This is a genomic window from Vibrio gigantis, from assembly GCF_024347515.1.
Classification (GTDB): Bacteria; Pseudomonadota; Gammaproteobacteria; order Enterobacterales; family Vibrionaceae; genus Vibrio; species Vibrio gigantis.
Map to the genome: position 1 here is coordinate 2,638,667 of NZ_AP025492.1, position 25,411 is coordinate 2,664,077.

General features: G+C 44.5%; 22 protein-coding genes. 8 read left to right on the forward strand and 14 right to left on the reverse strand.

What is annotated here, in order from left to right:
* Positions 1-46: 46 nt before the first annotated feature.
* A protein-coding gene (locus OCV56_RS11620; RefSeq protein ID WP_261901412.1) for an IS3 family transposase occupies positions 47-1,218 on the forward strand; the annotation gives its coding sequence in 2 pieces (ribosomal slippage) (positions 47-329 and positions 329-1,218; 1,173 coding nt in all).
* Between the two features lie 152 nt (positions 1,219-1,370).
* On the opposite strand, the gene sucD is transcribed toward OCV56_RS11620, so the two are convergent.
* The 8 genes from sucD to sdhC form a co-directional block, all read right to left on the reverse strand.
* Positions 1,371-2,243, reverse strand: coding sequence for a succinate--CoA ligase subunit alpha (gene sucD, locus OCV56_RS11625; protein WP_004734209.1), 873 nt, complete (start codon positions 2,241-2,243; stop codon positions 1,371-1,373).
* Positions 2,243-3,409 carry an ADP-forming succinate--CoA ligase subunit beta gene (sucC, locus tag OCV56_RS11630; RefSeq protein WP_010436793.1) on the reverse strand — a complete coding sequence of 389 codons (1,167 nt, stop codon included), beginning with the start codon at positions 3,407-3,409 and terminating at the stop codon, positions 2,243-2,245. Before sucC ends, sucD begins: the two co-directional genes overlap by 1 nt.
* Before the next feature lie 206 nt (positions 3,410-3,615).
* The gene (gene odhB / locus OCV56_RS11635; RefSeq protein ID WP_086716137.1) at positions 3,616-4,818 is read right to left on the reverse strand and encodes a 2-oxoglutarate dehydrogenase complex dihydrolipoyllysine-residue succinyltransferase; all 1,203 of its coding nucleotides are present in this window, start codon (positions 4,816-4,818) and stop codon (positions 3,616-3,618) included.
* A gap of 21 nt (positions 4,819-4,839) precedes the next feature.
* Entirely contained in the window at positions 4,840-7,656 is a 2,817-nt protein-coding gene (gene sucA / locus OCV56_RS11640) for a 2-oxoglutarate dehydrogenase E1 component (RefSeq protein WP_086716135.1), read from the reverse strand.
* Positions 7,657-7,753: 97 nt separating this feature from the next.
* Positions 7,754-8,467: a succinate dehydrogenase iron-sulfur subunit gene (locus tag OCV56_RS11645; protein ID WP_010436773.1), complete on the reverse strand. Its 714-nt coding sequence runs from the start codon at positions 8,465-8,467 to the stop codon at positions 7,754-7,756.
* A gap of 12 nt (positions 8,468-8,479) precedes the next feature.
* The gene (sdhA, locus tag OCV56_RS11650; RefSeq protein WP_017061947.1) at positions 8,480-10,246 is read right to left on the reverse strand and encodes a succinate dehydrogenase flavoprotein subunit; all 1,767 of its coding nucleotides are present in this window, start codon (positions 10,244-10,246) and stop codon (positions 8,480-8,482) included.
* Complete coding sequence (gene sdhD / locus OCV56_RS11655; RefSeq protein ID WP_010436768.1) at positions 10,247-10,594, reverse strand: succinate dehydrogenase, hydrophobic membrane anchor protein; 348 nt, start codon at positions 10,592-10,594, stop codon at positions 10,247-10,249. It lies immediately after the preceding gene.
* On the reverse strand, positions 10,588-10,980 hold the full coding sequence (gene sdhC, locus OCV56_RS11660; RefSeq protein ID WP_010436766.1) for a succinate dehydrogenase cytochrome b556 subunit: 393 nt from the start codon (positions 10,978-10,980) through the stop codon (positions 10,588-10,590). The genes sdhD and sdhC overlap by 7 nt, the downstream gene beginning before the upstream one ends.
* A gap of 416 nt (positions 10,981-11,396) precedes the next feature.
* Here sdhC and OCV56_RS11665 point away from each other — a divergent pair, with 416 nt between their 5' ends.
* Positions 11,397-12,686 carry a citrate synthase gene (locus OCV56_RS11665; protein WP_017630646.1) on the forward strand — a complete coding sequence of 430 codons (1,290 nt, stop codon included), beginning with the start codon at positions 11,397-11,399 and terminating at the stop codon, positions 12,684-12,686.
* Positions 12,687-13,058: 372 nt separating this feature from the next.
* Here OCV56_RS11665 and OCV56_RS11670 read toward each other — a convergent pair whose 3' ends face one another.
* On the reverse strand, positions 13,059-13,817 hold the full coding sequence (locus tag OCV56_RS11670; protein ID WP_086716133.1) for a Nif3-like dinuclear metal center hexameric protein: 759 nt from the start codon (positions 13,815-13,817) through the stop codon (positions 13,059-13,061).
* Positions 13,818-13,932: 115 nt separating this feature from the next.
* On the opposite strand from OCV56_RS11670, the gene OCV56_RS11675 reads away from it, so the two are divergent.
* Positions 13,933-14,691 (forward strand): DUF1853 family protein, encoded by a 759-nt coding sequence (locus OCV56_RS11675; RefSeq protein ID WP_086716139.1) that lies wholly within the window; start codon positions 13,933-13,935, stop codon positions 14,689-14,691.
* Between the two features lie 116 nt (positions 14,692-14,807).
* Here OCV56_RS11675 and pgm read toward each other — a convergent pair whose 3' ends face one another.
* Together pgm and seqA are read right to left on the reverse strand one after the other, a co-directional pair.
* The gene (pgm, locus tag OCV56_RS11680; protein ID WP_048617853.1) at positions 14,808-16,454 is read right to left on the reverse strand and encodes a phosphoglucomutase (alpha-D-glucose-1,6-bisphosphate-dependent); all 1,647 of its coding nucleotides are present in this window, start codon (positions 16,452-16,454) and stop codon (positions 14,808-14,810) included.
* A gap of 92 nt (positions 16,455-16,546) precedes the next feature.
* A complete protein-coding gene (gene seqA / locus OCV56_RS11685; RefSeq protein ID WP_017061953.1) occupies positions 16,547-17,086 on the reverse strand; it encodes a replication initiation negative regulator SeqA in 540 nt (179 codons plus the stop codon).
* 93 nt (positions 17,087-17,179) lie between these two features.
* Here seqA and OCV56_RS11690 point away from each other — a divergent pair, with 93 nt between their 5' ends.
* From OCV56_RS11690 to fldA, 3 genes are all read left to right on the forward strand, one after another.
* Positions 17,180-17,941: an alpha/beta fold hydrolase gene (locus OCV56_RS11690; RefSeq protein WP_086716130.1), complete on the forward strand. Its 762-nt coding sequence runs from the start codon at positions 17,180-17,182 to the stop codon at positions 17,939-17,941.
* 108 nt (positions 17,942-18,049) lie between these two features.
* Positions 18,050-18,268, forward strand: coding sequence for a DUF2788 domain-containing protein (locus OCV56_RS11695; protein WP_004737900.1), 219 nt, complete (start codon positions 18,050-18,052; stop codon positions 18,266-18,268).
* A 58-nt stretch (positions 18,269-18,326) separates the two neighbouring features.
* Positions 18,327-18,860, forward strand: a complete 534-nt coding sequence (gene fldA, locus OCV56_RS11700) for a flavodoxin FldA (protein ID WP_010436745.1) — start codon at positions 18,327-18,329, stop codon at positions 18,858-18,860.
* Between the two features lie 96 nt (positions 18,861-18,956).
* Here the strand turns inward: fldA and OCV56_RS11705 are convergent, their stop codons facing one another.
* Complete coding sequence (locus tag OCV56_RS11705) at positions 18,957-19,463, reverse strand: DUF4442 domain-containing protein (RefSeq protein ID WP_086716128.1); 507 nt, start codon at positions 19,461-19,463, stop codon at positions 18,957-18,959.
* Between the two features lie 207 nt (positions 19,464-19,670).
* Here OCV56_RS11705 and fcrX point away from each other — a divergent pair, with 207 nt between their 5' ends.
* Positions 19,671-20,120: a ferric iron uptake transcriptional regulator FcrX gene (gene fcrX, locus OCV56_RS11710; protein ID WP_086716125.1), complete on the forward strand. Its 450-nt coding sequence runs from the start codon at positions 19,671-19,673 to the stop codon at positions 20,118-20,120.
* Positions 20,121-20,268: 148 nt separating this feature from the next.
* On the opposite strand, the gene glnS is transcribed toward fcrX, so the two are convergent.
* Together glnS and nagE are read right to left on the reverse strand one after the other, a co-directional pair.
* A complete protein-coding gene (gene glnS / locus OCV56_RS11715) occupies positions 20,269-21,936 on the reverse strand; it encodes a glutamine--tRNA ligase (RefSeq protein WP_086716123.1) in 1,668 nt (555 codons plus the stop codon).
* 302 nt (positions 21,937-22,238) lie between these two features.
* Positions 22,239-23,756 (reverse strand): N-acetylglucosamine-specific PTS transporter subunit IIBC, encoded by a 1,518-nt coding sequence (gene nagE / locus OCV56_RS11720; protein WP_228761202.1) that lies wholly within the window; start codon positions 23,754-23,756, stop codon positions 22,239-22,241.
* 517 nt (positions 23,757-24,273) lie between these two features.
* Here nagE and nagA point away from each other — a divergent pair.
* Complete coding sequence (nagA, locus tag OCV56_RS11725; RefSeq protein WP_086716119.1) at positions 24,274-25,410, forward strand: N-acetylglucosamine-6-phosphate deacetylase; 1,137 nt, start codon at positions 24,274-24,276, stop codon at positions 25,408-25,410.
* Position 25,411 lies beyond the last annotated feature (1 nt).

Sequence of the window (25,411 nt, forward strand, 5' to 3'; positions counted from 1 at the left end):
ATGTGACCCCATAAAAGTAGACACTTAATACAGAGCATTGAGTGTCATGAAAGTAAAATCACAAAGACAATATACAGACGAATTTAAACGAGAAGCTGTTCAGCGATCTCTCGATTCTTCTGACACCGTTAAGTCAGTAGCACTATCCTTAGGAATATCGCCGGTGCTACTTTCGAAATGGAGATCTCAAATGACGTCGAAGAAGATTAATTCCCTCCCAATACCTAATCAAGGCCCCGAGAAATCCGTTGCTCAATTGGAAAGAGAGAACCGTCAATTGAAGAAGAAACTAGAGATGGCAGAGCTGGAGAATGATTTCTTAAAGGAAGCGAAGGCTTTCTTCGACAGCCAAAAAGAATAAGGTTCGAGTACATTCTAAAGAAAACCTGTGTGAAGCTTCCTGTTATTCGGTTATGTCGATGGTTAGACGTTTCTACAGCGGGTTACTACAAGTGGCTCACGAGACAACCCTCGAAACGAGAGACAGAAAATGAGTCCTTAAGTAACTACTTGAGGAGAGAAAGCAAAGCTCAGCACTGTATTCCTGGTTATCGAAAGCTTTGGGAAGCAGCAGTCGCTAACGGCTTTATTTGTAATAAAAAGCGAGTACAGAGGCTTCTACAGAATATGGGCTATCGCTCTTGCGTGAGTAAGAAGCGATATGGACGAGCGCCAAGACAAAATACACTTATACCTGCCTATAACATTCTTGCCCGTCAATTTAAGGTGGATAAACCCGATCGAGTTTGGGTGTCAGATATAACTCAGGTGCGCTGTACTGATGGTTGGCAATACCTGTGCGTTGTCTTAGATTTGTTTTCACGCAAAGTGATTGGTTGGTCGACAAGTCGCATTAATAACGCAAAGTTAGTGCTAAGAAGCCTGAATAAGGCTTGGGAACAAAGGCAGCCCTTAGGTCATGAGCTTTTGTTTCACTCCGATCAAGGTATACAGTATCGAGCGTTGGAGACGATCCGTTGGCACCGTAAACGAAAGATTAAAGTCAGCATGTCGAGAAAAGGAAACTGTTGGGATAACGCTTGTTCCGAAAGCTTCTTTGCGCAATATAAGAAAGAGTGGATGAACAAATTAGATCAGCTTTCACGACAAGAAATGACGATGCAGAGTCGAATTTATATCGATACCTATTATAATCCAGTAAGAAGACATGGGACTCTAGGTGGAGTGAGTCCCATGGACTTTGAACTAATCAACTAAACCCCTGTGTCTACTTTTTAGGGGCCATATCATATCTCGTATCTCGTATCTCGTATCTCGTATCTCGGGAACATAAAAAAGGCTTGGTCAGTGACCAAGCCTTTTTTATATCGTTCAGTTAGCTTCTATCTCATTCGATAAAAGTTAGCTGATTACCAACCTGTGATTTCACGTAGGCCTTTACCGATGTCAGCAAGAGACTTAACTGTCTTAACGCCTGCTGCTTCTAGTGCCGCGAATTTATCTTCAGCAGTACCTTTACCGCCAGAGATAATTGCGCCTGCGTGGCCCATACGTTTGCCCGGAGGAGCAGTAACACCGGCGATGTAAGAAACAACTGGCTTAGTTACGTTCGCTTTGATGAACTCAGCCGCTTCTTCTTCCGCAGTACCACCGATTTCACCAATCATTACGATTGCTTCAGTTTCTGGATCTTCTTGGAAAAGTTTTAGGATATCAATGAAGTTTGAACCCGGGATAGGGTCACCACCGATACCAACACATGTAGACTGACCAAAGCCTTCATCTGTTGTTTGCTTAACTGCTTCGTACGTCAGAGTACCTGAACGAGAGACTATACCTACTTTACCCTTCTTGTGGATATGACCAGGCATGATACCAATCTTACACTCGTCTGGAGTGATAAGACCTGGACAGTTAGGACCGATCATGCGAACGCCAGTTTCTTCTAGCTTCACTTTAACATCGATCATATCTGTTGTCGGGATACCTTCTGTAATCGTTACGATCAGTTCGATACCTGCATCAATCGCTTCTAGGATTGCATCTTTACAGAAAGGAGCTGGTACGTAGATAACTGTTGCAGTTGCGCCAGTTACTTCTACTGCTTCACGTACTGTGTTGAATACTGGAAGGCCTAGGTGAGTTTGACCACCTTTACCAGGTGAAACACCACCAACCATTTGCGTACCGTATGCGATCGCTTGGTCTGAGTGGAATGTACCTTGACCGCCAGTGAAACCCTGACAGATTACTTTAGTGTCTTTGTTAATTAATACAGACATTATTTCGCCTCCGCAGCAGCAACAACTTTCTGAGCAGCATCTGTTAGAGATTCAGCTGCAATGATATCAACATCAGAATTAGCAAGTACTTCGCGACCTAGATCTGCGTTGGTACCTTCTAGACGAACAACTACAGGAACTGTTACGCCAACTTCTTTAACCGCGCCGATAATACCTTCAGCGATCATGTCACAACGAACGATGCCACCGAAGATGTTTACTAGTACAGCTTTAACATTGTCATCAGAAAGGATGATCTTGAATGCTTCAGCTACACGTTCTTTTGTCGCGCCGCCGCCTACATCAAGGAAGTTTGCTGGCTTGCCGCCGTGTAGGTTTACGATATCCATCGTACCCATAGCAAGGCCTGCACCGTTAACCATACAGCCAACGTTACCATCTAGTGCTACGTAGTTCAGTTCCCACTGAGCTGCGTGAGCTTCACGCTCGTCTTCTTGTGAAGGATCGTGCATTTCACGAAGCTTTGGCTGACGGTACATTGCGTTTGAGTCAATGTTGATCTTGCCGTCAAGACAAAGCAGGTTGCCTTCGCCAGTAATTACAAGCGGGTTGATTTCTAGTAGAGCTAGGTCGTACTGAGAGAACATTTGGCCAAGACCCATGAAGATCTTAACGAACTGTTTAATTTGATCGCCAACTAGACCAAGTTTGAACGCAAGTTCACGGCCTTGGTAAGCTTGAGGGCCTACTAGAGGATCGATCGCTGATTGGTGAATCAACTCTGGAGTTTCTTCAGCGATTTTCTCAATGTCCACACCGCCTTCAGTTGACGCCATGAATACAATTTTGCGCGTTGCACGGTCAACAACAGCACCTAGGTAAAGTTCGTTAGCAATGTTCGATGCTTCTTCAACTAGGATCTTTGTTACAGGTTGACCATTAGCGTCTGTTTGGTAAGTCACTAGGTTTTTACCTAGCCACTTTTGTGCAAACTCTTTAACGCCTTCTTTCGTGTCATGTAGCTCTACGCCGCCCGCTTTACCGCGACCACCAGCGTGTACTTGACACTTAACGACTTTCTTGGCTGTACTGATACGACCTGCAGCTTCAAAAGCTTCTTGTGCAGTATCACATGCGAAACCTTCTGGTACAGGCAAACCGAATTCTGCAAACAGCTGTTTGGCTTGGTATTCATGCAAATTCATTTTGATATTCCGTTTATTTTCCCTTAAGGGATTATTATTTCCATAACGACACAGTTTCCTGTGTTACGTCTGTAGGGTCTTCTCAAATCAACTGCTGTCCATTTTCTAATGGCTTTACAGTTCAAGTGAAGGCCAGACGTTGAGCAGCCTAGCCTTTGAAACTTTTTACGTCTAGCTAACGAGGTTAACTAGACGTTTTAGCGATACTAAACGTCTAATAGCAGACGTGCAGGATCTTCTAGAAGCTCTTTGATGGTCACTAGGAAGCCAACTGATTCACGGCCATCGATTAGACGGTGGTCGTAAGAAAGCGCTAGGTACATCATTGGTAGAATCTCTACCTTGCCATCAACAGCCATTGGACGATCTTGGATTTTGTGCATACCCAGAATTGCCGCTTGAGGCGGGTTGATGATTGGCGTAGACATTAGAGAACCAAATACACCACCGTTTGTGATAGTGAAGTTACCGCCCATCAATTCATCAACAGTTAGCTTGCCATCACGGCCTTTGATTGCTAGCTCTTTGATGCCCTTCTCGATATCAGCGAAACCTAGTGTGTCACAGTCTTTCAGTACTGGAGTCACAAGACCACGTGGCGTAGATACCGCCATGCTGATGTCGAAGTAGTTGTGGTAAACGATATCTGTACCGTCGATAGAAGCGTTCACTTCTGGGAAACGTTTTAGCGCTTCTGTTACTGCTTTCACGTAGAAAGACATGAAGCCAAGACGCGTGTCGTGACGCTTCTCGAATTGGTCTTTGTACTGCTTACGAAGGTCCATGATTGGCTTCATGTTCACTTCGTTGAAAGTAGTCAGCATTGCTGTGCTGTTTTTCGCTTCAAGAAGACGGTTTGCAACTGTCTTACGTAGACGAGTCATAGGCACGCGTTTTTGGCTACGAGCCGCTGCTGGCGCTTCAACTGCTGGTGCAGCTGCCGGAGCCGCTTTCGCTGCTGCTAGGTGTGCATCGATGTCTTCACGAGTGATACGGCCACCAACACCAGTGCCTTTAACATCAGCTGGTTGTAGGTTGTGCTCTGCAAGCAGACGACGAACAGCAGGGCTTAGTGCGTCGTTGCTCTCTTCTGTTAGCGCAGCTTTATGGCGCTTGTCAGGAGAAGCTTCTGTATCTTCCGTTGTATCTTTCGTTGGTTCACCAGCGACAGCACCCGGCTTGATTCTAGCCAGAAGCTGTTTAGAAAGCACTGTAGCACCTTCTTCTTCGATGATAGCTTCCAGAACACCCGCTTCAGGAGCCGGTACTTCTAGAACTACTTTATCTGTTTCGATATCTACAATGACTTCATCACGCGCAACCGCTTCGCCCGGTTTTTTGTGCCAAGTAGCAACTGTTGCATCAGCCACAGATTCAGGTAAATCTGGAACCAGAATTTCAATTGTCATGTGCGTATTTTCCTTTTACTTCTAGTTCTTAAGTAGGGTCAAAGCGTCGTCAACTAACGCTTTTTGTTGTTTCAAGTGTACCGACATATAGCCAACAGCTGGCGATGCTGATGCAGGACGACCTGCGTATTGAATATCAGCACCTACTGGGATAGCAGCTCGGAAATTATGTTGGCTACTGTACCAAGCACCTTGGTTTTGTGGCTCTTCTTGACACCAAACGTAATCGACTACATTTGTGTATTGCGCGATTGCAGCTCTCACGTCCTCATAAGGGAACGGGTAAAGTTGCTCAATACGTACAATAGCGACATCGTCTTGCTCGTTCTTACGCCTTTGGTCAAGTAGGTCAAAGTAAACCTTACCTGAACAGAACACGACGCGTTTTACGTTCTCAGGTGCCAGATCATCAATTTCTGCGATAGCTGGTTGGAACGTACCTTCTGCCAAATCTTCAAGAGAAGAGGTACACAGAGGGTGACGAAGCAACGACTTAGGTGACATTACAATCAGTGGACGACGCATTGGTCGAACAACCTGACGGCGAATCATGTGGTAAACCTGTGCTGGTGTTGAAGGAACAACAACCTGCATGTTTTGTTCAGCACATAACTGAAGGTAACGCTCAAGACGTGCAGAAGAGTGCTCTGGGCCTTGACCTTCATAGCCGTGAGGAAGCAGCATAGTTAGACCACATAGACGTGCCCACTTTTGCTCACCTGACGAAATGAATTGGTCGATAACTACTTGCGCACCGTTTGCGAAGTCACCAAATTGTGCTTCCCAAAGGGTTAGACCGCTTGGCTCTGCTGTTGCATAGCCATACTCGAACGCTAGCACTGCTTCTTCAGATAATACCGAGTCAAACACTTGGAATGGCCCCTGCTTATCGTGAATGTTCGCAAGAGGAACATACGTGCTCGCATCTGATTGGTTGTGCAGTACTGAGTGACGGTGGAAGAACGTACCACGACCAGAATCTTGGCCAGAGATACGAATACGCTTACCGTCGTCAACAAGTGTTGCGTAAGCCAGAGTTTCAGCCATACCCCAATCGACTTGCTTCTCACCATTCACCATGGCAGTACGATCGTTGTACAGTTTATTGACTCGGCTTTGCAGCTTATGGCTGTCTGGGTATTGGCAAAGTTTGGTACCAAGCTCTTTCAGACGCTCGATATCAACCTTATTGTCCCATTCGATGTTCCAGTCGTGACCTAGGTAAGGAGACCAGTCCACTGAGTGAAGTGCCATTGGGCGCCACTCTTTAACCACAACTTCACCGTGATCAAGTGCATCACGATATTCGTTAACGAGTTGAGTTGCCGTATCAATACCAAACTCACCGCGCTCCATTAACACATCAGCATAAAGCTTACGTGGTGTTGGGTGCTTCTTGATTTTTTGGTACATCAAAGGCTGTGTTGCATTCGGCTCATCGGCTTCGTTGTGACCGTGGCGACGGTAACAAACCAAATCAATAACAACATCACGCTTAAACGTATTACGGTAATCCAATGCCAAACGAGCGACGAAAGCGACCGCTTCTGGGTCATCAGAGTTAACGTGGAAAATCGGAGCCTGAACCATCTTCGCGATATCAGTACAGTACATCGTAGAACGAGTATCGCGTGGGTTAGACGTTGTAAAACCAACTTGGTTATTTACAACGATACGAACCGTACCACCCACACAGAAACCACGCGCTTGAGACATGTTAAACGTCTCTTGTACTACACCTTGGCCAGCGATAGCTGAGTCACCGTGGATAGTAATTGGAAGTACACGGCTACCGTCATTATCACCAAGGCGATCTTGACGTGCACGTACTGAACCGATAACTACCGGGTTTACGATTTCTAAGTGAGATGGGTTAAAGGCTAGTGCTAAGTGAACGTTGCCGCCTGGGGTTGCGAAGTCTGCAGAGAAACCTTGGTGGTATTTCACATCACCAGTACCCCACGTGTCATCGTGCTTGCCCGCAAATTCGTCAAACAGGTCTTGTGGCTTTTTACCAAGCACGTTAACCAACATGTTTAAACGACCACGGTGAGCCATACCAACAACAACTTCACGCATGCCTTGTCCGCCAGCATGACGAATAATTTCTTTCGTCATTGGGATAAGCGCATCACCACCTTCCAATGAGAAGCGTTTTGCACCTGGGAATTTAGCACCAAGATAGCGCTCAAGACCTTCAGCAGCGGTTAGCTCTTCTAGGAAAGCTTGCTTTTCTTCTTTATTGAAAGAGGGTTGACCAGATACAGACTCTAAACGTTGTTGGATCCAACGCTTTTGCTCTGTATTTGTCATGTGCATGTATTCAGCACCAATAGAGCCACAATAAGTTTGCTTTAGAGATTTGTAGAGATCTTTAAGCACCATCGTCTCTTGGCCAATAGCGTAAGAGCCGACGTTAAACGTCTCATTGAGGTCATCTTCGGTAAGAGTGTGGAAAGAAGGGTCCAGTTCATCAACTGTCGCTCTTTTCCATAAACCTAGGGGGTCTAGATTTGCTGCTTGATGCCCTCGGAATCGATAGGCATTAATAAGTTGCAGAACCTTTACTTGTTTCGCATCGACATCTGGATCACTAACTTGGACACTGTAATGCTTTGTTTCTTGAGCGAGTCGACGGAAGTATTCACGAACACGAGAGTGTGGTTGTTCCACTGTCTCTGAAGCTTGCACAGGCAGTTCTTCAAAAACACTTCTCCATTCGTCACTTACCGAATCTGGGTCACTTAGATACAGTTCATAGAGTTCTTCTACGTACGTTGCATTGGCGCCAGCCAAGTGTGAAGACTCGAGCCATGCCTTCATCACGCCGTTGTGCATATTTTCCCTTAACCAGTAGTTTTCACGTTTGCTGCGGTCTATGCCGAGCTATTAAAAGGCCGCCCCAAAACTTCTAGGGCGGCAATTTTTATATAACTTAAACCGAACGATTCACTAGCATGGTCTTGATGTGACCAATCGCTTTCGTCGGATTTAATCCCTTAGGACAAACACTTACACAATTCATGATGCCATGGCAACGAAAAACGCTAAATGCATCATCAAGATCGGACAAACGTTCATCTGTCGCTGTATCTCGGCTATCAATTAGCCAACGGTACGCTGCAAGCAGGCCTGCTGGTCCGATGAATTTGTCAGGGTTCCACCAGAACGATGGGCATGACGTTGTACAACATGCACACATAATACATTCGTACAATCCATCTAAATGAGCACGTTCATCAGGGCTTTGTAAGTTTTCACGAGCCGGTGGCACATTGCCATCAGACACTAAGAATGGCTTCACTTTTTCGTAGTTATCGTAGAACTGAGTCATGTCTACAATCAGGTCACGAACAACAGGTAAGCCAGGCAGTGGACGAATCACTATCTTGTCTTGGCCAGAAAGCGCAGACAACGGAGTGATACACGCTAGGCCATTTTTACCGTTCATGTTCAAACCATCCGAGCCACATACACCTTCACGGCATGAGCGACGGAATGAGATTGTTGGATCTTGCTCTTTCAACAGAATAAGCGCGTCCAAAAGCATCATGTCTGAACCTTCATCCACTTCTAGAGTGTATTCCTTCATATAAGGCTTCTGGTCGACATCTGGATTGTAACGGTATAAAGAGAAATTCAGTTTCATGGTCATATCTCCTTAGTACGTACGTGCTTTGGGTGGGAACGCTTCACGATGGATCGGTTCCATATTTACACCACGCTTAGTCATGCTCTCTGACTCTGGGTTGTAAAGAGAGTGGCATAGCCATTGCTCATCATCACGGTCAGGGAAATCGAATCGAGCGTGTGCACCACGGCTCTCTGTACGGAAGTTTGCAGCAACCGCTGTTGCGAATGCCGTTTCCATCAAGTTTTCAAGCTCTAAACACTCGATACGTTGAGTGTTGAACTCTGTCGACTTATCAGATAGGTGTGCATTTTTCAGACGTTCGCGAATCGCTTTAAGCTCTTCTAGGCCTTCAGCCATTGCTTTGCCTTCACGGAATACTGAGAAGTTGTTCTGCATACATTGTTGAAGATCTTTACGGATTTGCGCTGGATCTTCACCGTCAGTACTGTTTTCCCAACGGTTGTAACGCTCTAGAGAACGCTCAATGTCTGCTTCAGTAGCTGGTTTTGCTTCGTCTTGCTTCTTCAGAGTCTCACCTAGGTGCAGACCTGTTGCACGACCAAATACCACCAAATCAAGTAGTGAGTTACCACCTAGACGGTTGGCACCGTGTACTGATACTGATGCGATTTCACCACAAGCAAATAGTCCTTGGATTTCAACATCATTGCCATCTTCAGTTTGCTTAATAGCTTGACCAGAAACTTGTGTTGGAACACCACCCATCATGTAGTGACACGTTGGAATTACTGGGATTGGCTCTTTTACTGGATCAACGTGAGCAAAGGTACGAGACAGTTCACATACACCAGGAAGACGAGATTCAAGTGTCTCTTTACCTAGGTGATCAAGTTTCAGCTTGATGTGCGGACCCCAAGGGCCATCGCAACCGCGACCTTCACGAATTTCAACCATCATTGAACGAGCAACAACATCACGACCCGCTAAGTCTTTAGCGTTTGGTGCGTAACGTTCCATGAAGCGTTCGCCGTCTTTATTGAGAAGATAACCACCTTCCCCACGACAACCTTCCGTTACCAATACACCTGCACCAGCGATACCCGTTGGGTGGAACTGCCACATTTCGATGTCTTGCATTGGAACGCCAGCACGAATCGCCATACCAACACCGTCACCAGTGTTGATGTGTGCGTTAGTTGTCGAAGCATAGATGCGACCAGCACCACCAGTAGCAAGGATTGTTGCCTTCGCTTTGAAGTAACAAACTTCGCCTGTTTCCATACAAAGCGCGGTTGTACCTAAGATTGCACCGTCTTCATTCTTAACAAGGTCCAGTGCATACCACTCAGAGAAAACCGTCGTTTTGTGCTTAATGTTTTGTTGGTAAAGCGTGTGAAGCAGGGCGTGACCAGTACGGTCGGCTGCAGCTGCGGTACGAGCCGCTTGCTCACCACCAAAGTTTTTAGATTGACCACCGAAAGGACGCTGGTAAATAGTACCGTTCTCAAAACGAGAGAACGGTAGGCCCATTTTTTCAAGTTCGATTACCGACTCAGGACCGTTTTTACACATGTATTCGATAGCGTCTTGGTCACCGATGTAATCAGAACCTTTTACTGTGTCATACATGTGTTGTTCCCAGTGGTCTTCATGCGCGTTACCAAGAGCAACAGTGATGCCGCCTTGCGCTGAAACCGTATGAGAACGAGTAGGGAAAACTTTAGAAAGCAATGCACAAGATAGGCCTTGCTCAGAAATTTGCAGTGCGGCACGCATACCTGCACCACCAGCGCCGATAACTACGGCATCAAACTCACGAACAGGAATAGTCACTTACGCACCCCACAAAATAAACAGACCAGAGAAGAAATATCCAAGAAGAACTGCAACAACACCGACTTGAAGACCAACACGCAGTTTTGCGCATTTGATGTAGTCAGTTAGTACTTGCCATAGGCCGATCCACGCATGAACCAAAACAGAAGTAAGCGCTAACATGGTGAAGACTTTAGTGAAGGTTCCACCAAAGAATTGCGTCCAAGATGCGTAAGAGATATCACCAGAGAAAGCACAGAAGCTCACTAGGTAGATAGTGTAAAGAGTCATAATGATGGCAGTTGCACGAATCAGTAGATAATCATGAACACCATTACGACCAAAAGTAGAAACGTTGTTTACCATACTAAGATCCCCGCTAGTAGAGACAATACCGCTGTTGCTGCGAATGCAACCTTAGCGCTCTTAGCGCCAGATTCCAGCTCTTCAAAGTGACCTAAGTCCATAAGAAGGTGACGAATACCACCAGCAATGTGGTAAGCCAAAGCGGTTAGAATGCCCCACAGAATAAACTTCACGAAGAAACCGTCGACAATGTCGCTAGCTTCCATAAAGCCTACTGGGGATGAGAGGGATGTGGATAGTAACCAAAGCAGAATTCCAATCGCGACAAAAGTTATCACCCCAGACACACGGTGTAGGATGGAAGCTATTGCTGTGATTGGAAAGTGGATGGTCTGTAAATCTAAATTAACAGGTCTTGTCTTTCTTTCTTTCACGGGCTTGCTCACTCAGCTCCATTGAGCATTATGGTCATTAAATAACCTTATGATATTGTTATGGACAAAATTTGATCGCAAACCTTCAAAATTTAACATTAACTTAACAAATAACTGAAGTTGAGCCTTAGATAATTGTAAAATAATTGTTAACTGCCAGATTAAGAAAGACACCTCACATTTCTTCTTAGCCTTGCATTTATAAGGTTTTAACCAAACTTTTCTGCGCCACTATACGGCTGGCAACATTCTAATACAATTGATGTAACAAATAATGCTACACAGACCAGATTTTTAACGAATTTAATGTAAAAAACACTAACAAGTGCACACAAAGCTGTAGAAAAATTGACTTTCCCACGTAAGACCAGTAAAAAAATGGCACATAAACATCCTGGACGGATTAATAATAAACAAAGGAGATTGTTATGGCGGATAAGAAAGCTACCCTTCACATTGAAGGTCAAGCGCCAATCGAGCTGCCGATTACAGAAGGTGTACTTGGTACTCCAGTGATCGATGTTCGTACACTAGGTTCTAATGGTTTTTTCACTTTTGACCCTGGTTTTCTTGCCACTGCATCTTGTGAGTCTCAAATCACTTTTATTGACGGTGGAAAAGGTATTCTTTTACATCGTGGTTATCCAATTGACCAACTTGCCAATAACGCTGATTACTTAGAGGTATGTTACATACTTCTTTACGGTGAAGCCCCATCTCGAGCTGAATACGAAAAGTTCAAGACTACCGTGACACGTCACACTATGGTGCATGAGCAGATTGCTAGTTTCTTCCACGGCTTCCGTCGTGATGCTCACCCTATGGCTGTAATGTGTGGTGTTGTAGGCGCTCTAGCAGCGTTCTACCACGACTCACTTGATATCAACAACGATACACACCGTGAAATTGCGGCTTACCGCCTGATTTCAAAAATGCCGACACTGGCAGCAATGTGTTACAAATATTCAATCGGTCAGCCGTTTATCTACCCACGTAACGACCTAGGCTACGCTGAAAACTTCTTACACATGATGTTTGCAAACCCATGTGAAGAGTACGAAGTGAACCCTATCGTTGCTCGTGCAATGGATAAAATCTTTACTCTACACGCTGATCACGAACAAAACGCTTCAACGTCTACAGTTCGTCTTGCTGGTTCATCTGGTGCTAACCCGTTTGCGTGTATCGCAGCAGGTATCGCGTCACTTTGGGGACCAGCTCACGGTGGTGCAAACGAAGCATGTCTGCGTATGCTTGAAGAGATCGGTAGCGTAGATAACATCGAAGAGTATGTTGCAAAAGCGAAAGACAAAGATGACCCATTCCGTTTGATGGGCTTCGGTCACCGCGTTTACAAGAACTACGATCCACGTGCAACAGTAATGCGCGAAGCGTGTCACGAAGTACTTAAAGAGCTAAACATCCAAGATCCACTACTTGACGTAGCAATGGAACTTGAGCGTATCGCCCTATCTGATGAATACTTTGTGTCTAAGAAGCTATACCCGAACGTAGATTTCTACTCAGGTATCATTCTGAAAGCTATCGGCATTCCTGTATCAATGTTCACAGTAATCTTCGCGATGTCTCGTACTATCGGTTGGATTGCACACTGGAACGAAATGCACAGTGACCCAACAAACCGTATCGGTCGTCCTCGTCAGCTATACACTGGTGAAGAGCAACGTGACTTTAAAGCACTTCACGAACGTGAATAGTTGCGATTAAAGTACAATTGTTAAAAAGGGTTGATGTGAAAGCATCAACCCTTTTCTTTTATATGCTCGCTACTCTGTCATCCTCAAGAACAAGGAACGAGTGAGTTGGAGATCTCATTTAGTTATAAATAACCATACGAGATTCCCTACTCCCTCCTTCGTCAGTCTAGGAAATGACGGAATCGGATATAATCTTTGATGGTCTGACTGGCGCGCATCACATCGACGGATACAAATTTATAGTTGCTCGTCATATCCAAGAGCGAGGGACTAGCGAGTTGGGGATCCCACGAAGCGTATAGAATAACTTACGAAGTTCCCCCAAGGTTTAAGGGGCACTCTCTACACGCATCCCTCATCTCGAATCTGTTTTTAAACTGGATTATCGATATCGATAAATTCAACATCCAAACCATGCTCTTCCACTAACCAATCACCTAGCGCCTTCACACCGTAGCGCTCTGTTGCGTGGTGACCCGCAGCAAAGTAATGAATGTCTTGTTCACGTGCTGAGTAGGTAGTGCGCTCTGAGATTTCACCAGAGATAAATGCATCTATACCTTGAGAAGCTGCAAGCTCAATGTAATCTTGGCCACCGCCAGTACACCAACCTACTGTTTCAATCATTTTATCGGCGTTCTCCGGGGCAATATGTAACGGCTTACGATTCAACACTTGATCAATTTTTGCTGAAAACTCAGCTCCTGTCATTGGTGCCTTCAATCTACCAAACATAGCAACTGACTGAGGGTGCCCTTCCAAACCACCTTCAACATCGATCTCAAGTAACTCTGCTAATTTCGCGTTGTTACCCAGCTCAGGATGAATATCGAGAGGAAGGTGGTAGCCCAATAGGTTGATATCATTTTTGATCAACGTACGAATACGCTTACCTTTCATACCACGAATCGGTTCCGGCTCACCTTTCCAAAAGAAACCATGATGAACTAACAAAGCGTCAGCCTTTAGCTCAACGGCTTTATTGATCAAAGCTTGTGAAGCCGTTACACCAGTAACAATACGCTTTACCTCAGCAGTACCTTCTACTTGAAGACCGTTTGGACAGTAATCTTTAATCTGCTGTGGCTGCAGTTTTTCGTTAAGTAGCTTTTCTAATTGTAAGTTATTCATTTTTATTTCCAGCTTACCTTTATAATAACGTCGTTATATCAATTTACGGGTAGAATGTCGAAAGCCCTTCCACTCTGTTTCTAGAGAACAGATGACTGAAGTTTACGAGGAACCGATGACCGAACTGCAACGCTTTTACCAATGGGTGATTAGCTCACCACCACTACTAGAAATCAAGCCGCCCATTTCTGATCTCACTGTGTTCTCAAATCACCAAAAGCTCGATGACGCCCACACTTATGATGGTAACCCTAGGTTAGGCTTCCTCTACCAACACCTATGTGAACAAGTCATCACCACTTCGGATAATTATTCAATCAAGCACGATGAAATTCAGATCAATGTTGAGGGAAGAACACTCGGCGCAATCGACTTTATCCTTGAAGACACAAGTAGCCAAAAATTAGAACACTGGGAAGTGGCAATTAAATTTTACCTCCTTCACGAGCAAACATGGTTTGGTCCAAATTCTCATGACCAATTAGACAAGAAGCTCGATAGAATGCTCAGCCACCAGCTCGGAATGTCATCTTCGGCCGCTTTTATTGATCAGTATCCAGAGATCGATGTCGACTCAAAACACCTCCTCATGCAAGGTCGCCTCTATACCAACCCATTCCTAGAACAAAACATACCTATTGAATGCTTGGGCTACTATATTAATCCGAGCCAAGTAAACGGATTTTGGTGCTATCAAAATCAGGCTCACTTAATCACTGAAGCACTCTACCCTCTCACCAAAGAGCAATGGGCTGCAGGGGCGGATGATTTCAACGACGAACCTATCAGCGAATTTGGTGACCGCTTCATTCATGGGCAGACAAAGTCCGGGCAGTTCTGGTTTGTGATGCCACAAAGTTGGCCACACGGCTAATCCATTCAACCATTGAGTTGACTTAGTCTTAGCCACTTACAGACAAATAAAAAGGGCTGATGCTTTCACATCAACCCTTCTACTATTTGCTTGATAACGCTATGAATCGTATTGGATTATAGGCCAGCGGCTGCAAATACTTGGTTAACAATCTCTTGAGCTTCTGCTTCAATTGCTTTTAGGTGCTCTTCACCTTTAAAGCTTTCACAGTAGATCTTGTAGATGTCTTCCGTGCCTGATGGACGAGCTGCAAACCAACCGTTTTCAGTTGTCACTTTCAGGCCACCAATCGCAGCACCATTACCTGGTGCATGTGTTAAGCGAGCAGTAATCGTATCACCAGCGAGTGTTTCAGCAGAAACCATCTCTGGAGACAGCTTCTTCAGCACGTCTTTTTGTGCGCCATTTGCTACCGCTTGAATACGGTTGTACTTAGATTCGCCGTGTTTTGCAGCTAGCTCTTCGTAGTACTCTTGTGGGTTCTTACCTGTCACCGCAGTGATCTCTGCCGCCAATAGGCAAAGAATTAGACCATCTTTATCTGTTGACCAAGGAGTACCGTCTTTACGTAAGAAAGAAGCACCCGCACTCTCTTCGCCACCGAAACCAAACTGACCGTTGTACAAGCCATCAACGAACCATTTGAAACCAACTGGTACTTCGCAAAGTTCGCGACCTAAATCTGCTACAACACGGTCGATCAATGCACTTGATACTAGTGTTTTACCAACAGCAACGTCTTTACCCCAACCTTCGCGGTTGCGGTATAGGTAGTCGATACAAACTGCTAGGAAGTGGTTTGGATTCATTAGGCCTTTTGGCGTAACAATGCCGTGGCGATCGTAATCAGGGTCGTTACCAAACGCCAGTGCATACTCGTCTTTAAGAGCCAGTAAGCCAGCCATCGCGTATGGTGAAGAACAGTCCATACGAACCACGCCATCTTTATCTAGAGACATGAATTGGAAAGAAGGGTCAACCGCTTCACTTACTAAAGTAAGATCTAGGTTGTACGCTTTACCAATTTGACGCCAGTAATCGATACCGCTGCCACCCAGAGGATCTACACCAATTTTGATGTTCGCTTTCTGGATCGCTTCCATATCAACCACGTTAACCAAATCAGCAACGTATGGCGCAACCAGATCCACTTCTTTCACAAGCTCAGACTGTTTAGCTTGTGCAATAGGAGTGCGCTTAACGCCTTGCATTTGCTCAGCAATAATCACGTTTGCACGATCTTCAATTGCTTGAGTCAATTCAGCTTCAGCCGGACCACCGTGTGTTGGGTTGTATTTAATACCACCGTCTTGAGGTGGATTATGCGAAGGCGTGATAACAATGCCGTCAGCTTTTTTGTCATTCACTAGGTTGTGCGTAAGAATCGCGTGCGAGATACCAGGTGTTGGAGTAAAGCCATTGTTTTCTTGAATAATAACTTCAACACCGTTCGCTACAAGCACTTCGATAACGGTAGAAAACGCAGGCTCAGATAGAGCGTGGGTATCTTTACCCAAGAAAAGAGGACCCGTTGTACCTTGCTCGGCACGAACTTCAGCAACCGCTTGTGCAATCGCTAAAATGTGGTTTTCGTTAAATGTTGATTTGTCTGCTGTACCACGGTGACCTGAAGTACCGAACAGTACTTTGTGATCTGGGTTGGTAGCATCCGGTTGCTGTAAGAAATAGTTAGCCACTAAAGCCGGAATATTATGAAGATCTTCCTGCTGAGCTTTTTGCCCAGCACGAGGGTGCATAGCCATTTTTCGACATCCTTATATATAAAATTTAAAAACAAAAAAACCTCATAATATCTTCTTATCCATGGATATTATGAGGTTTAAATCAGATTTCGTTAAATTGAACCTGTTACTTTTTCTATCAATTCTGCTTGGAAATTCATGCGGCTCATCAGCTGCTCAACCATCTGTCTTTTTCGGCTTGTATTGTTATTAGTAATAACCCAAAAAGGACTTTGTGGAATAGCTTTAGGCTTAGTCGTGTTGCCGTTTGCTAGTAACGTTGCTTCGTTATCTGCAAAGTAAACTCGCTTGCGGCCTTTTACTTGAGTTGCTTCTGAAAAGCTTAAAGGGTCGATTTTATGCAGTGTAGATAACACAAGCATGAAACGATCAATGGCTTTCTTTAGTGACGCAAACTCATCTGATATTAGTAGTGAGCGCATTTCTTTAACGCCATCGAACTTCTCTGGAGTAAAGCCTACCTCTTTGCTAACAACGATACCTTTCGGCTCTACGATCTCTTCGATCGGAGCCATGCCTTGGCTATCAACCTGTAACAAGCGGCGCAGAATATCTGAAGCGCTTTCGCCAATACGTTCTGTCTGACCCGCAATAAAACGGTATAGGTCCTCATCAACCTCAATTGTTTTCATTCGCTTTTCACAATCTCAATGTTTAAACTCAGGGGGATTATAGCGAGATCCGCGCGGATACTCTACGTCAAACCCACCATGAATAAGATAAAAATGTCAGTACAGCTCAACTATAAAATCGAAGGTGAGGGTCACACCATAGTTTTGATCCATGGATTATTCGGTAATCTGGACAACCTAGGCTTGCTGGCCAGGGATCTAAAAGTCGATCATCGGGTACTGAGTATCGATCTTCGTAACCACGGACAATCCTTCCACAGTGATACTCATGATTATCAAGCGATGGCACAAGATGTCGCTCAACTACTGAATGATCTTAAGTTAGAAGACGTCACTGTGATCGGTCACTCGATGGGTGGCAAAGTAGCAATGGCACTGACACAGCATCTTGCACTGCAAAAGTTGATTGTCTTGGACATGGCGCCGGTCGCGTACACTCAAAGTCGCCACGACAACGTATTCGCGGGCCTTCAAGCCGTGATAGAAGAAAAGCCGGAGTCTCGCTCAGAAGCACTCAAAGTACTCGCAAAGCATATTGAAATAGACGGTGTTCGCCAGTTCTTAACTAAATCACTGTTCAAGTCAGAACAAGGCATTATGGAATGGCGCTTCAACGTCGCTTCGTTACTGAACAACTACCCACACATTATTGGTTGGGAACCGATCGAGAAAACCTCGGTCAAAACCTTGCTAATAAAAGGTGGGGACTCTGATTACCTCACCACCGAGCATCAAGTAACCGTTCAGCAGCAATTTTCTAACGCCAAAGCGCATGTCATTGCCAACACTGGCCACTGGTTACATGCAGAGAAACCAGCTGAAGTACTTAGAGCAATTCGAAAATTCATCGCTTAAGTGCGCTTTTTCATGCAGATAAATGAGAGTTGAGTAATCACTGCACATTAACTTTATCTCGCAACAGTGATATAGTGCGCCCAAGCAAAATTGGTATATAAGGTTCCCATGCTTTACGACTACATGAACATCATTGAATCTGTTGGTTTAGATCTCCTATTTGCCGCGATTTTCTTTTTAATCGGTATGGCAATTAAGGACGTTCTCAAGCAAGGAAATGTTCCTCCATTTGGTCGTCGCATTGTGTGGTTAGTACTTTTCCTTGGCTGTGCAGGTTTTATCGCCAAAGGGATAATCCAACTAAGCTGGGAAGGAACCGGGATCTAACGATTCCCTTCCGGACTTTATTACACCGACAACAGACAAAATGAAAGGTAATGATTCTATGGCAAGTGTAGGTCTCTTCTTTGGTAGCGATACAGGTAACACTGAAGCTGTTGCTAAGATGATTCAAAAGCAATTGAGCAAACAGCTCGTTCACGTTCAAGACATTGCAAAAAGCAGCAAAGAAGATATCGATAACTTCGATCTACTGCTGCTTGGTATCCCTACGTGGTACTACGGCGAAGCACAATGTGATTGGGATGACTTCTTCCCTGAGCTAGAAGCTATTGATTTCTCAACTAAGCTTGTTGCTATCTTTGGTTGTGGCGACCAAGAAGATTACGCAGAATACTTCTGTGATGCTATGGGTACTATCCGTGACATCGTTGAAGCGAAAGGCGGTACTATCCTAGGTCACACATCAACTGAAGGCTACGAGTTCGAAGCATCGAAAGGTTTAGTTGAAGGCGATGACAGCCAATTTGTTGGTCTATGTATCGATGAAGACCGCCAACCTGAGCTAACTGATGAGCGCGTATCTAACTGGGTTAAACAAATCCACGAAGAGATGTGCCTGGCAGAGCTAGAAGACTAATTCTCTAATGGTTGTTAATTGTTACAATTAATAACCATTGTATAGATATGAAAAAACCTCCTTATGGGAGGTTTTTTGCTATTTAAAGTCTATTAATTAGCACTCAGCTTCTAATGCTTCATCATCATCTCTAAACTGGGGCTTTTTTCTTACATAGAGGGTGCGTTGAATTTCTGAAACCACATTACCCTGTTTATCTTTCACGTGGATAATAAATTCAGGAAAACACTTTTCACCAAGCTGTGTCTGACGATAGATATCGTCAAGTTGCCCTTGGCTTATCTCAAAGTCTGCGTATAAGTCGGATTGCCCCGGCTTGATGAAGTTAATACTCGCCTCTTTATCCCAAACATAATATCTCTCACCTAAAATTCCCATTAACATCAATGAGTAAACTGGATCGGTAAGAGAAAAGATACTGCCGCCATATTGAGTACGATTGGCGTTCTTATTCCACCAGCGTAGCTTAAGTACCGTCTTAACAACCCTAAAGTCAGCGCTAATGTGGGCTATCCTAATACCCGCCCCCCAAAAGGGAGGCCAAATATTAAGAGCAAATTTAACAATGTTGGGTTTATATATTCTTGCGAGTTGCTTATTCATAACAACATTCCATGTTCATATCAGAAACACCGTCACCTTGACTGGTCGTACCTCCACTATAAGTGAGATACTTCCAATTTACAAAACAGATTGTGACGTCAGTAAGTAACCCTTTGAAGTTCGTGGTTTATTGTTATGCCTGACTAAACTATAATGGTATTAATATTGAATTCTGTTAATTGCTGCAGATCATCAACAGGAAAGTATATGTCAGACAATAATCAAGCGCTAAAAGATGCAGGTCTTAAAGTGACCCTTCCACGGCTCAAAATTTTAGAAGTATTACAACAGCCAGACTGCCAACATATTAGTGCTGAAGATTTATATAAGAAGCTGATCGACCTAGGTGAAGAAATCGGTCTTGCAACCGTTTATCGAGTACTTAACCAGTTCGATGACGCTGGCATTGTAACTCGTCACCACTTCGAAGGCGGCAAGTCTGTATTTGAACTTTCTACACAGCACCACCATGACCACCTTGTTTGTTTAGATTGTGGAGAAGTGATCGAATTCTCTGATGACATCATCGAAGAAAGACAGAAAGAAGTTGCTCAGCGTTACAACGTGCAACTGACAAACCACAGTTTGTACTTGTACGGCAAAAGTATTAGCGGAGATTGCAAAGGCAATCCAGACGCGCATAAAGCGAAGAAGTAACACAGAACGCTGGCTTAGGCCGGCGTTTTTTATATAGGGCTGAAAGTCCGCTAGATTGTTCTTTAGATCCACGCATTATTCGACACAAAAAAACCGGCTCTAGGCCGGTTTTTATTAGATTGCTTTTAACAAGCTAAGCACTCAAGCATTAAGCTTCAGTTTTACCCCAAGTATCGCGCAGACCAACCGTGCGGTTGAAGACTAGTGCATCTGCTTTAGAATCTTTCGAATCCACACAGAAGTAACCTGTACGTTCAAACTGGTACGCTTGCTCAGCTGCACCTTCCGCTAGGCTAGGCTCAACAAAACCGTTTAGCGTAACAAGCGACTCAGGGTTAAGCGTTGCTGCGAAGTCATCAGCTGCAGCTGGATTTGCCACAGTGAATAGACGATCGTAAAGACGAATCTCAGCAGGTAGTGCTTTATCAGCAGATACCCAGTGGATAACACCTTTCACTTTACGGCCATCAGCAGGGTTCTTACCCAGTGTTTCGTTGTCGTAAGAACAGAAGATAGTCGTAATGTTACCTTCCGCATCTTTTTCGATACGTTCAGCTTTGATCACGTAAGCTCCGCGTAGACGAACTTCTTTACCTAGAACCAAACGCTTGTATTTCTTGTTTGCTTCTTCACGGAAGTCATCACGCTCAATCCAAACTTCACGAGTAAATGGTACTTCACGAGTGCCCATTTCAGGCTTGTTCGGGTGGTTAGCAACGGTTAGCGTTTCTACTGCGTCTACTTCGTAGTTTTCAATCACGATCTTAACTGGATCGAGAACGGCCATTGCACGAGGTGCATTTTCGTTCAAGTCATCACGGATACAAGACTCAAGTGAACCGAATTCAATCATGTTCTCTTGCTTAGTCACACCGATACGTTTACAGAACTCACGAATAGACGCAGAAGTGAAACCACGACGACGTAAGCCAGAGATAGTCGGCATACGTGGATCATCCCAACCTTGAACGAGGTTTTCAACCACAAGTTGGTTTAGTTTACGCTTAGACATCACTGTGTATTCAAGATTCAGACGGCTAAACTCGTACTGACGAGGTTGGCAATCGATCGTAATGTTATCTAGAACCCAGTCGTACAGACGACGGTTGTCTTGGAACTCAAGAGTACAGATAGAGTGCGTAATACCTTCTAGCGCATCAGAGATACAGTGAGTAAAGTCGTACATTGGGTAAATGCACCACTTGTCACCCGTTTGATGGTGGTGAGCAAAACGAACACGATAGATAACAGGATCGCGCATTACCATAAATGACGAGCTCATGTCGATCTTAGCACGTAGACACGCTTTGCCTTCTTCAAAGCCACCGTCACGCATTTTTTCAAATAGCGCTAGGTTCTCTTCAGGGCTGCGGTCACGGTATGGGCTCGCTTTACCAGGCTCTTTTAACGTGCCACGGTACTCACGGATTTGGTCAGGACTTAGCTCGTCAACGTACGCTAAGCCTTTATTAATTAATTCCACAGCATAAGCATAAAGCGTATCGAAGTAGTTTGATGAGTAACAAATATCACCAGACCATTCGAAGCCTAACCAGCTTACATCATTCTTAATTGACTCAACGTATTCAACGTCTTCTTTTTCAGGGTTTGTATCATCGAAACGAAGATTACATTGTCCCTGGTAGTCCTGAGCAATACCAAAGTTCAAGCAAATAGATTTAGCGTGACCAATGTGCAGGTAACCATTTGGCTCCGGCGGGAAACGAGTATGCACGCTACTGTGTGTACCATCCGCTAAATCTTTATCAATAATTTGGCGAATGAAATTCGATGGACGAGCCTCAGCTTCACTCATCTATAGCACCTCTATGTATTTAGTATTGTCAGAGAAAGTTATCTTTCGTCTCCAAATAAACGGTCGCTTATAGCGCCAGTCAAAGATAGAAAGATCATTGTTGCTAATCATCCACAATTCTTTGCCTTTGCACAATAAGAACCGTCCGTTAATTACGATTATTTCTGCTATTCGATGAAGAATAGAACGAACCGTGTTCGTCGGTCTTAAACAGCAGGCACAAAAAAGCCTCCCATGCGGGAGGCTTTCAATTTGACACTTACTTAAGAGTAACTTTACGTCTTAATTAAGTACTTCCTTTACTATGGAAGTTTTACATCAGATAGGTCTTCGCCTGCGCCGATAGCCTTCATTTCGCCAGCTACGATTTCAGCTAGTGGGCCTAGGATAACCTGTAGGTTGTTTTCACCTAGTTTAACCACACCTTTAGCACCTAGTTTCTTAAGAACAACTTCATCTGCAACAGAGCGGTCTTTAAGAGTTAGACGTAGACGAGTAATACAAGCGTCGATTGAAGTTAGGTTGTCGTGACCACCTAGAGCTTTCAGGTATTGACGTGCAAGGTCGCCCTTTGGTGCATCACCAGCAGGAGCTGCAGCAGCTTCGTCATCATCTTCACGACCTGGCGATTTCAAGTTGAAAGCGCGAATTGCGAAAGAGAAAGTGAAGAAGTATAGAGCACCGAAACCAAGACCGATTAGTAGTAGTACGAATGGTTTAGTTGCTAGACCCCAGTTCAATACGAAGTCGATAAGACCAGCAGAGAAACCGAAACCATGCAGAGTACCAAACATGTTAGCCACTACTAGAGACAGACCTGTAAATACAGCGTGCATTGCGTATAGAGCAGGAGCTAGGAATACGAACATGAACTCTAGCGGCTCTGTGATACCTGTTAGGAATGAACAGAATGCAACCGAGAATAGTGCGCCACCAACTTGGCTACGTTTTTCAGCAGGAGCAGCTAGGTACATTGCAAGAGCAGCACCTGGTAGACCGAACATCATTACTGGGAAGAAACCGTTCATGAATACGCCAGCGCCTTTATCGCCACCGAAGAAACGGTGTAGGTCGCCAGATTTAACAGTTTCAGTCACTTCTTTAACTACAGTAGTGATTTCTGGAGTTACAGAGTTAGCGAATGTGAATGTGTGCTCTTGACCAACAACTAGAGTTTTAGCTAGTGCAGGGTCAACACAAAGTTGAGTGATGTTAGCGAATGCGCCTTGACCAGCAACGATGATTTCTTGACATGTACCCATACCGAACCAGAAGTATGAGTTCAATACGTGGTGTAGACCTACAGGGATAAGTGCACGGTTAAGAGTACCGTAAACGAATTGACCGATAGCGCCAGACGTTGATACTGCATGAGCAAGTGCGTCTAGACCAGATTGAACACCAGGCCAAACCACACCAGACACAGCACCTGCAACAAGCGCAAATAGACCGGCCATGATAGGTACTAAACGTTTACCCGCGAAGAAAGCCAACCATTCTGGAAGACGTGTCGCGTGGAAAGCGTTGTAAGAGTGACCTGCAATGATACCTGCGAAGATACCGCCGAAGAATGACATGTTAACGTCTGCGTTAATTGTCGTTGCTGTAGCAGTTAGTACGAAGTAAGCAACTGCACCAGCAAGACCCGCTGCGCCGTTACCGTCTTTAGAAAGACCAATCGCGATACCTAGACCAAAGAGCAATGGTAGGTTACCGAAGATAGCACCACCAGCTTGCGCCATGAATGGAATATCAAGTAGATCGCCTTGACCTAAACGTAAAAGAAGCGCCGCAATCGGAAGCGTTGCGATTGGTAGCATTAACGCCTTACCAAGCTTCTGTGCATATCCTAGAATATTCACCAGTTGTTTCCCCCTATAGGATTTTTTAGAATTCGTTTGAGAAACTTATTTTAGTCGCTCAATTTAGTCCTATTCAGTGTATTCAATTAATTTTGCTCCGCAAATTAAAACCTTACCATTTGTGATCCTAATCACCAGTTTTTACCAAATACAGAGGTTTTTGCTAGCGAGATCATAAAACTTATTTTATCATTCAAAAAAATGAACATTTATAGATAAAATCCAAATCTAATCATTAGGCAAAAAGATGGTACCTCCGGGTTTATAGAGCCCTGTGAATAATCATCAACAATGAACCTAAATGTATAATAACGATCAATTGTTCATATATTTTTCAACAACTTAATACGCTTCCCATTTTGAAGCCGTTTGCCCACAAAAGATAAATCGTTACGTAAATGATGCTCGCAAACTAAGTCCGCATTTAGGTAACGAACGAATTTAAAAGATCTCACGAAATAAGGATTAGCTGACTATGTACGCGCTAAGTAACTGTAAAATTTACACTGGTAGTGATGTTCTAACCGATCATGCTGTTGTAATTGAAAACGAACTGATCAAAAAAGTCTGCCCTATCTCTGAATTGCCTGAAGGCATCGAGGTTCGCGACCTAGACGGAGCAAACCTAAGCCCAGGTTTCATTGACCTACAACTGAATGGCTGTGGCGGTGTAATGCTTAACGATGAGATCACGGCAGAAACCATGCAGATCATGCACAAAGCAAATCTGAAATCTGGCTGTACTAGCTTCTTACCAACGCTTATCACCTCTTCAGACGAAGATATGCGTGCGGTTATTACGGCAGCTCGTGAATATCACAACCAATACCAGAACCAATCTTTAGGTCTGCACCTTGAAGGCCCGTACCTAAACGTTGCAAAAAAAGGCATCCACAGTGTCGATCACATTCGTAAGTCTGACAGCGAAATGATTGAGCTTATCTGTGAGAACAGTGACCTTGTTGCAAAAGTAACATTGGCACCAGAGCTTAACGATCCAGAACACATCGAACGCCTACATGAAGCTGGCGTTGTCGTTTCTATCGGCCACACCAATGCAACTTACGCAGAAGCACGCCAAGGTTTCGAATCTGGCATCACGTTCGCAACGCACCTATTCAATGCAATGACGCCAATGGTCGGCCGTGAGCCTGGCGTTGTAGGCGCGATTTACGACACTCCCGAGGTTTACGCTGGTATCATTGCGGACGGTTTCCACGTTGATTACGCAAACATCAGAATTGCGCATAAAATCAAGGGAGAAAAGTTGGTATTAGTGACGGATGCCACAGCTCCTGCAGGTGCTGACATGGAATACTTTATTTTTGTCGGTAAGAAAGTATATTACCGTGATGGTAAGTGTGTTGATGAAAACGGCACACTGGGCGGCTCAGCTCTGACTATGATTGAAGCAGTTCAGAATACGGTTGAGCACGCTGGTATCGCTTTAGACGAAGCTCTTCGCATGGCTACGCTATACCCAGCTACGGCTATCGGTGTAGAAAGCAAGCTAGGTCGAATCAAAAAAGGCATGGTTGCAAACCTAGCTGTATTTGACCGAGACTTTAACGTTAAAGCGACTGTTGTTAATGGACAATACGAGCACAATTAAG

What these genes read in the sequence shown, in the direction of transcription:
- sucD (WP_004734209.1), bottom strand. Translation starts at nt 2,243, where the DNA reads ATGTCTGTATTAATTAACAAAGACACTAAAGTAATCTGTCAGGGTTTC.
- sucC (WP_010436793.1), bottom strand. Translation starts at nt 3,409, where the DNA reads ATGAATTTGCATGAATACCAAGCCAAACAGCTGTTTGCAGAATTCGGT.
- odhB (WP_086716137.1), bottom strand. Translation starts at nt 4,818, where the DNA reads ATGACAATTGAAATTCTGGTTCCAGATTTACCTGAATCTGTGGCTGAT.
- sucA (WP_086716135.1), bottom strand. Translation starts at nt 7,656, where the DNA reads ATGCACAACGGCGTGATGAAGGCATGGCTCGAGTCTTCACACTTGGCT.
- OCV56_RS11645 (WP_010436773.1), bottom strand. Translation starts at nt 8,467, where the DNA reads ATGAAACTGAATTTCTCTTTATACCGTTACAATCCAGATGTCGACCAG.
- sdhD (WP_010436768.1), bottom strand. Translation starts at nt 10,594, where the DNA reads ATGGTAAACAACGTTTCTACTTTTGGTCGTAATGGTGTTCATGATTAT.
- OCV56_RS11665 (WP_017630646.1), top strand. Translation starts at nt 11,397, where the DNA reads ATGGCGGATAAGAAAGCTACCCTTCACATTGAAGGTCAAGCGCCAATC.
- OCV56_RS11670 (WP_086716133.1), bottom strand. Translation starts at nt 13,817, where the DNA reads ATGAATAACTTACAATTAGAAAAGCTACTTAACGAAAAACTGCAGCCA.
- OCV56_RS11675 (WP_086716139.1), top strand. Translation starts at nt 13,933, where the DNA reads ATGACCGAACTGCAACGCTTTTACCAATGGGTGATTAGCTCACCACCA.
- pgm (WP_048617853.1), bottom strand. Translation starts at nt 16,454, where the DNA reads ATGGCTATGCACCCTCGTGCTGGGCAAAAAGCTCAGCAGGAAGATCTT.
- seqA (WP_017061953.1), bottom strand. Translation starts at nt 17,086, where the DNA reads ATGAAAACAATTGAGGTTGATGAGGACCTATACCGTTTTATTGCGGGT.
- OCV56_RS11690 (WP_086716130.1), top strand. Translation starts at nt 17,180, where the DNA reads ATGTCAGTACAGCTCAACTATAAAATCGAAGGTGAGGGTCACACCATA.
- OCV56_RS11695 (WP_004737900.1), top strand. Translation starts at nt 18,050, where the DNA reads ATGCTTTACGACTACATGAACATCATTGAATCTGTTGGTTTAGATCTC.
- fldA (WP_010436745.1), top strand. Translation starts at nt 18,327, where the DNA reads ATGGCAAGTGTAGGTCTCTTCTTTGGTAGCGATACAGGTAACACTGAA.
- OCV56_RS11705 (WP_086716128.1), bottom strand. Translation starts at nt 19,463, where the DNA reads ATGAATAAGCAACTCGCAAGAATATATAAACCCAACATTGTTAAATTT.
- fcrX (WP_086716125.1), top strand. Translation starts at nt 19,671, where the DNA reads ATGTCAGACAATAATCAAGCGCTAAAAGATGCAGGTCTTAAAGTGACC.
- glnS (WP_086716123.1), bottom strand. Translation starts at nt 21,936, where the DNA reads ATGAGTGAAGCTGAGGCTCGTCCATCGAATTTCATTCGCCAAATTATT.
- nagE (WP_228761202.1), bottom strand. Translation starts at nt 23,756, where the DNA reads ATGCTACCAATCGCAACGCTTCCGATTGCGGCGCTTCTTTTACGTTTA.
- nagA (WP_086716119.1), top strand. Translation starts at nt 24,274, where the DNA reads ATGTACGCGCTAAGTAACTGTAAAATTTACACTGGTAGTGATGTTCTA.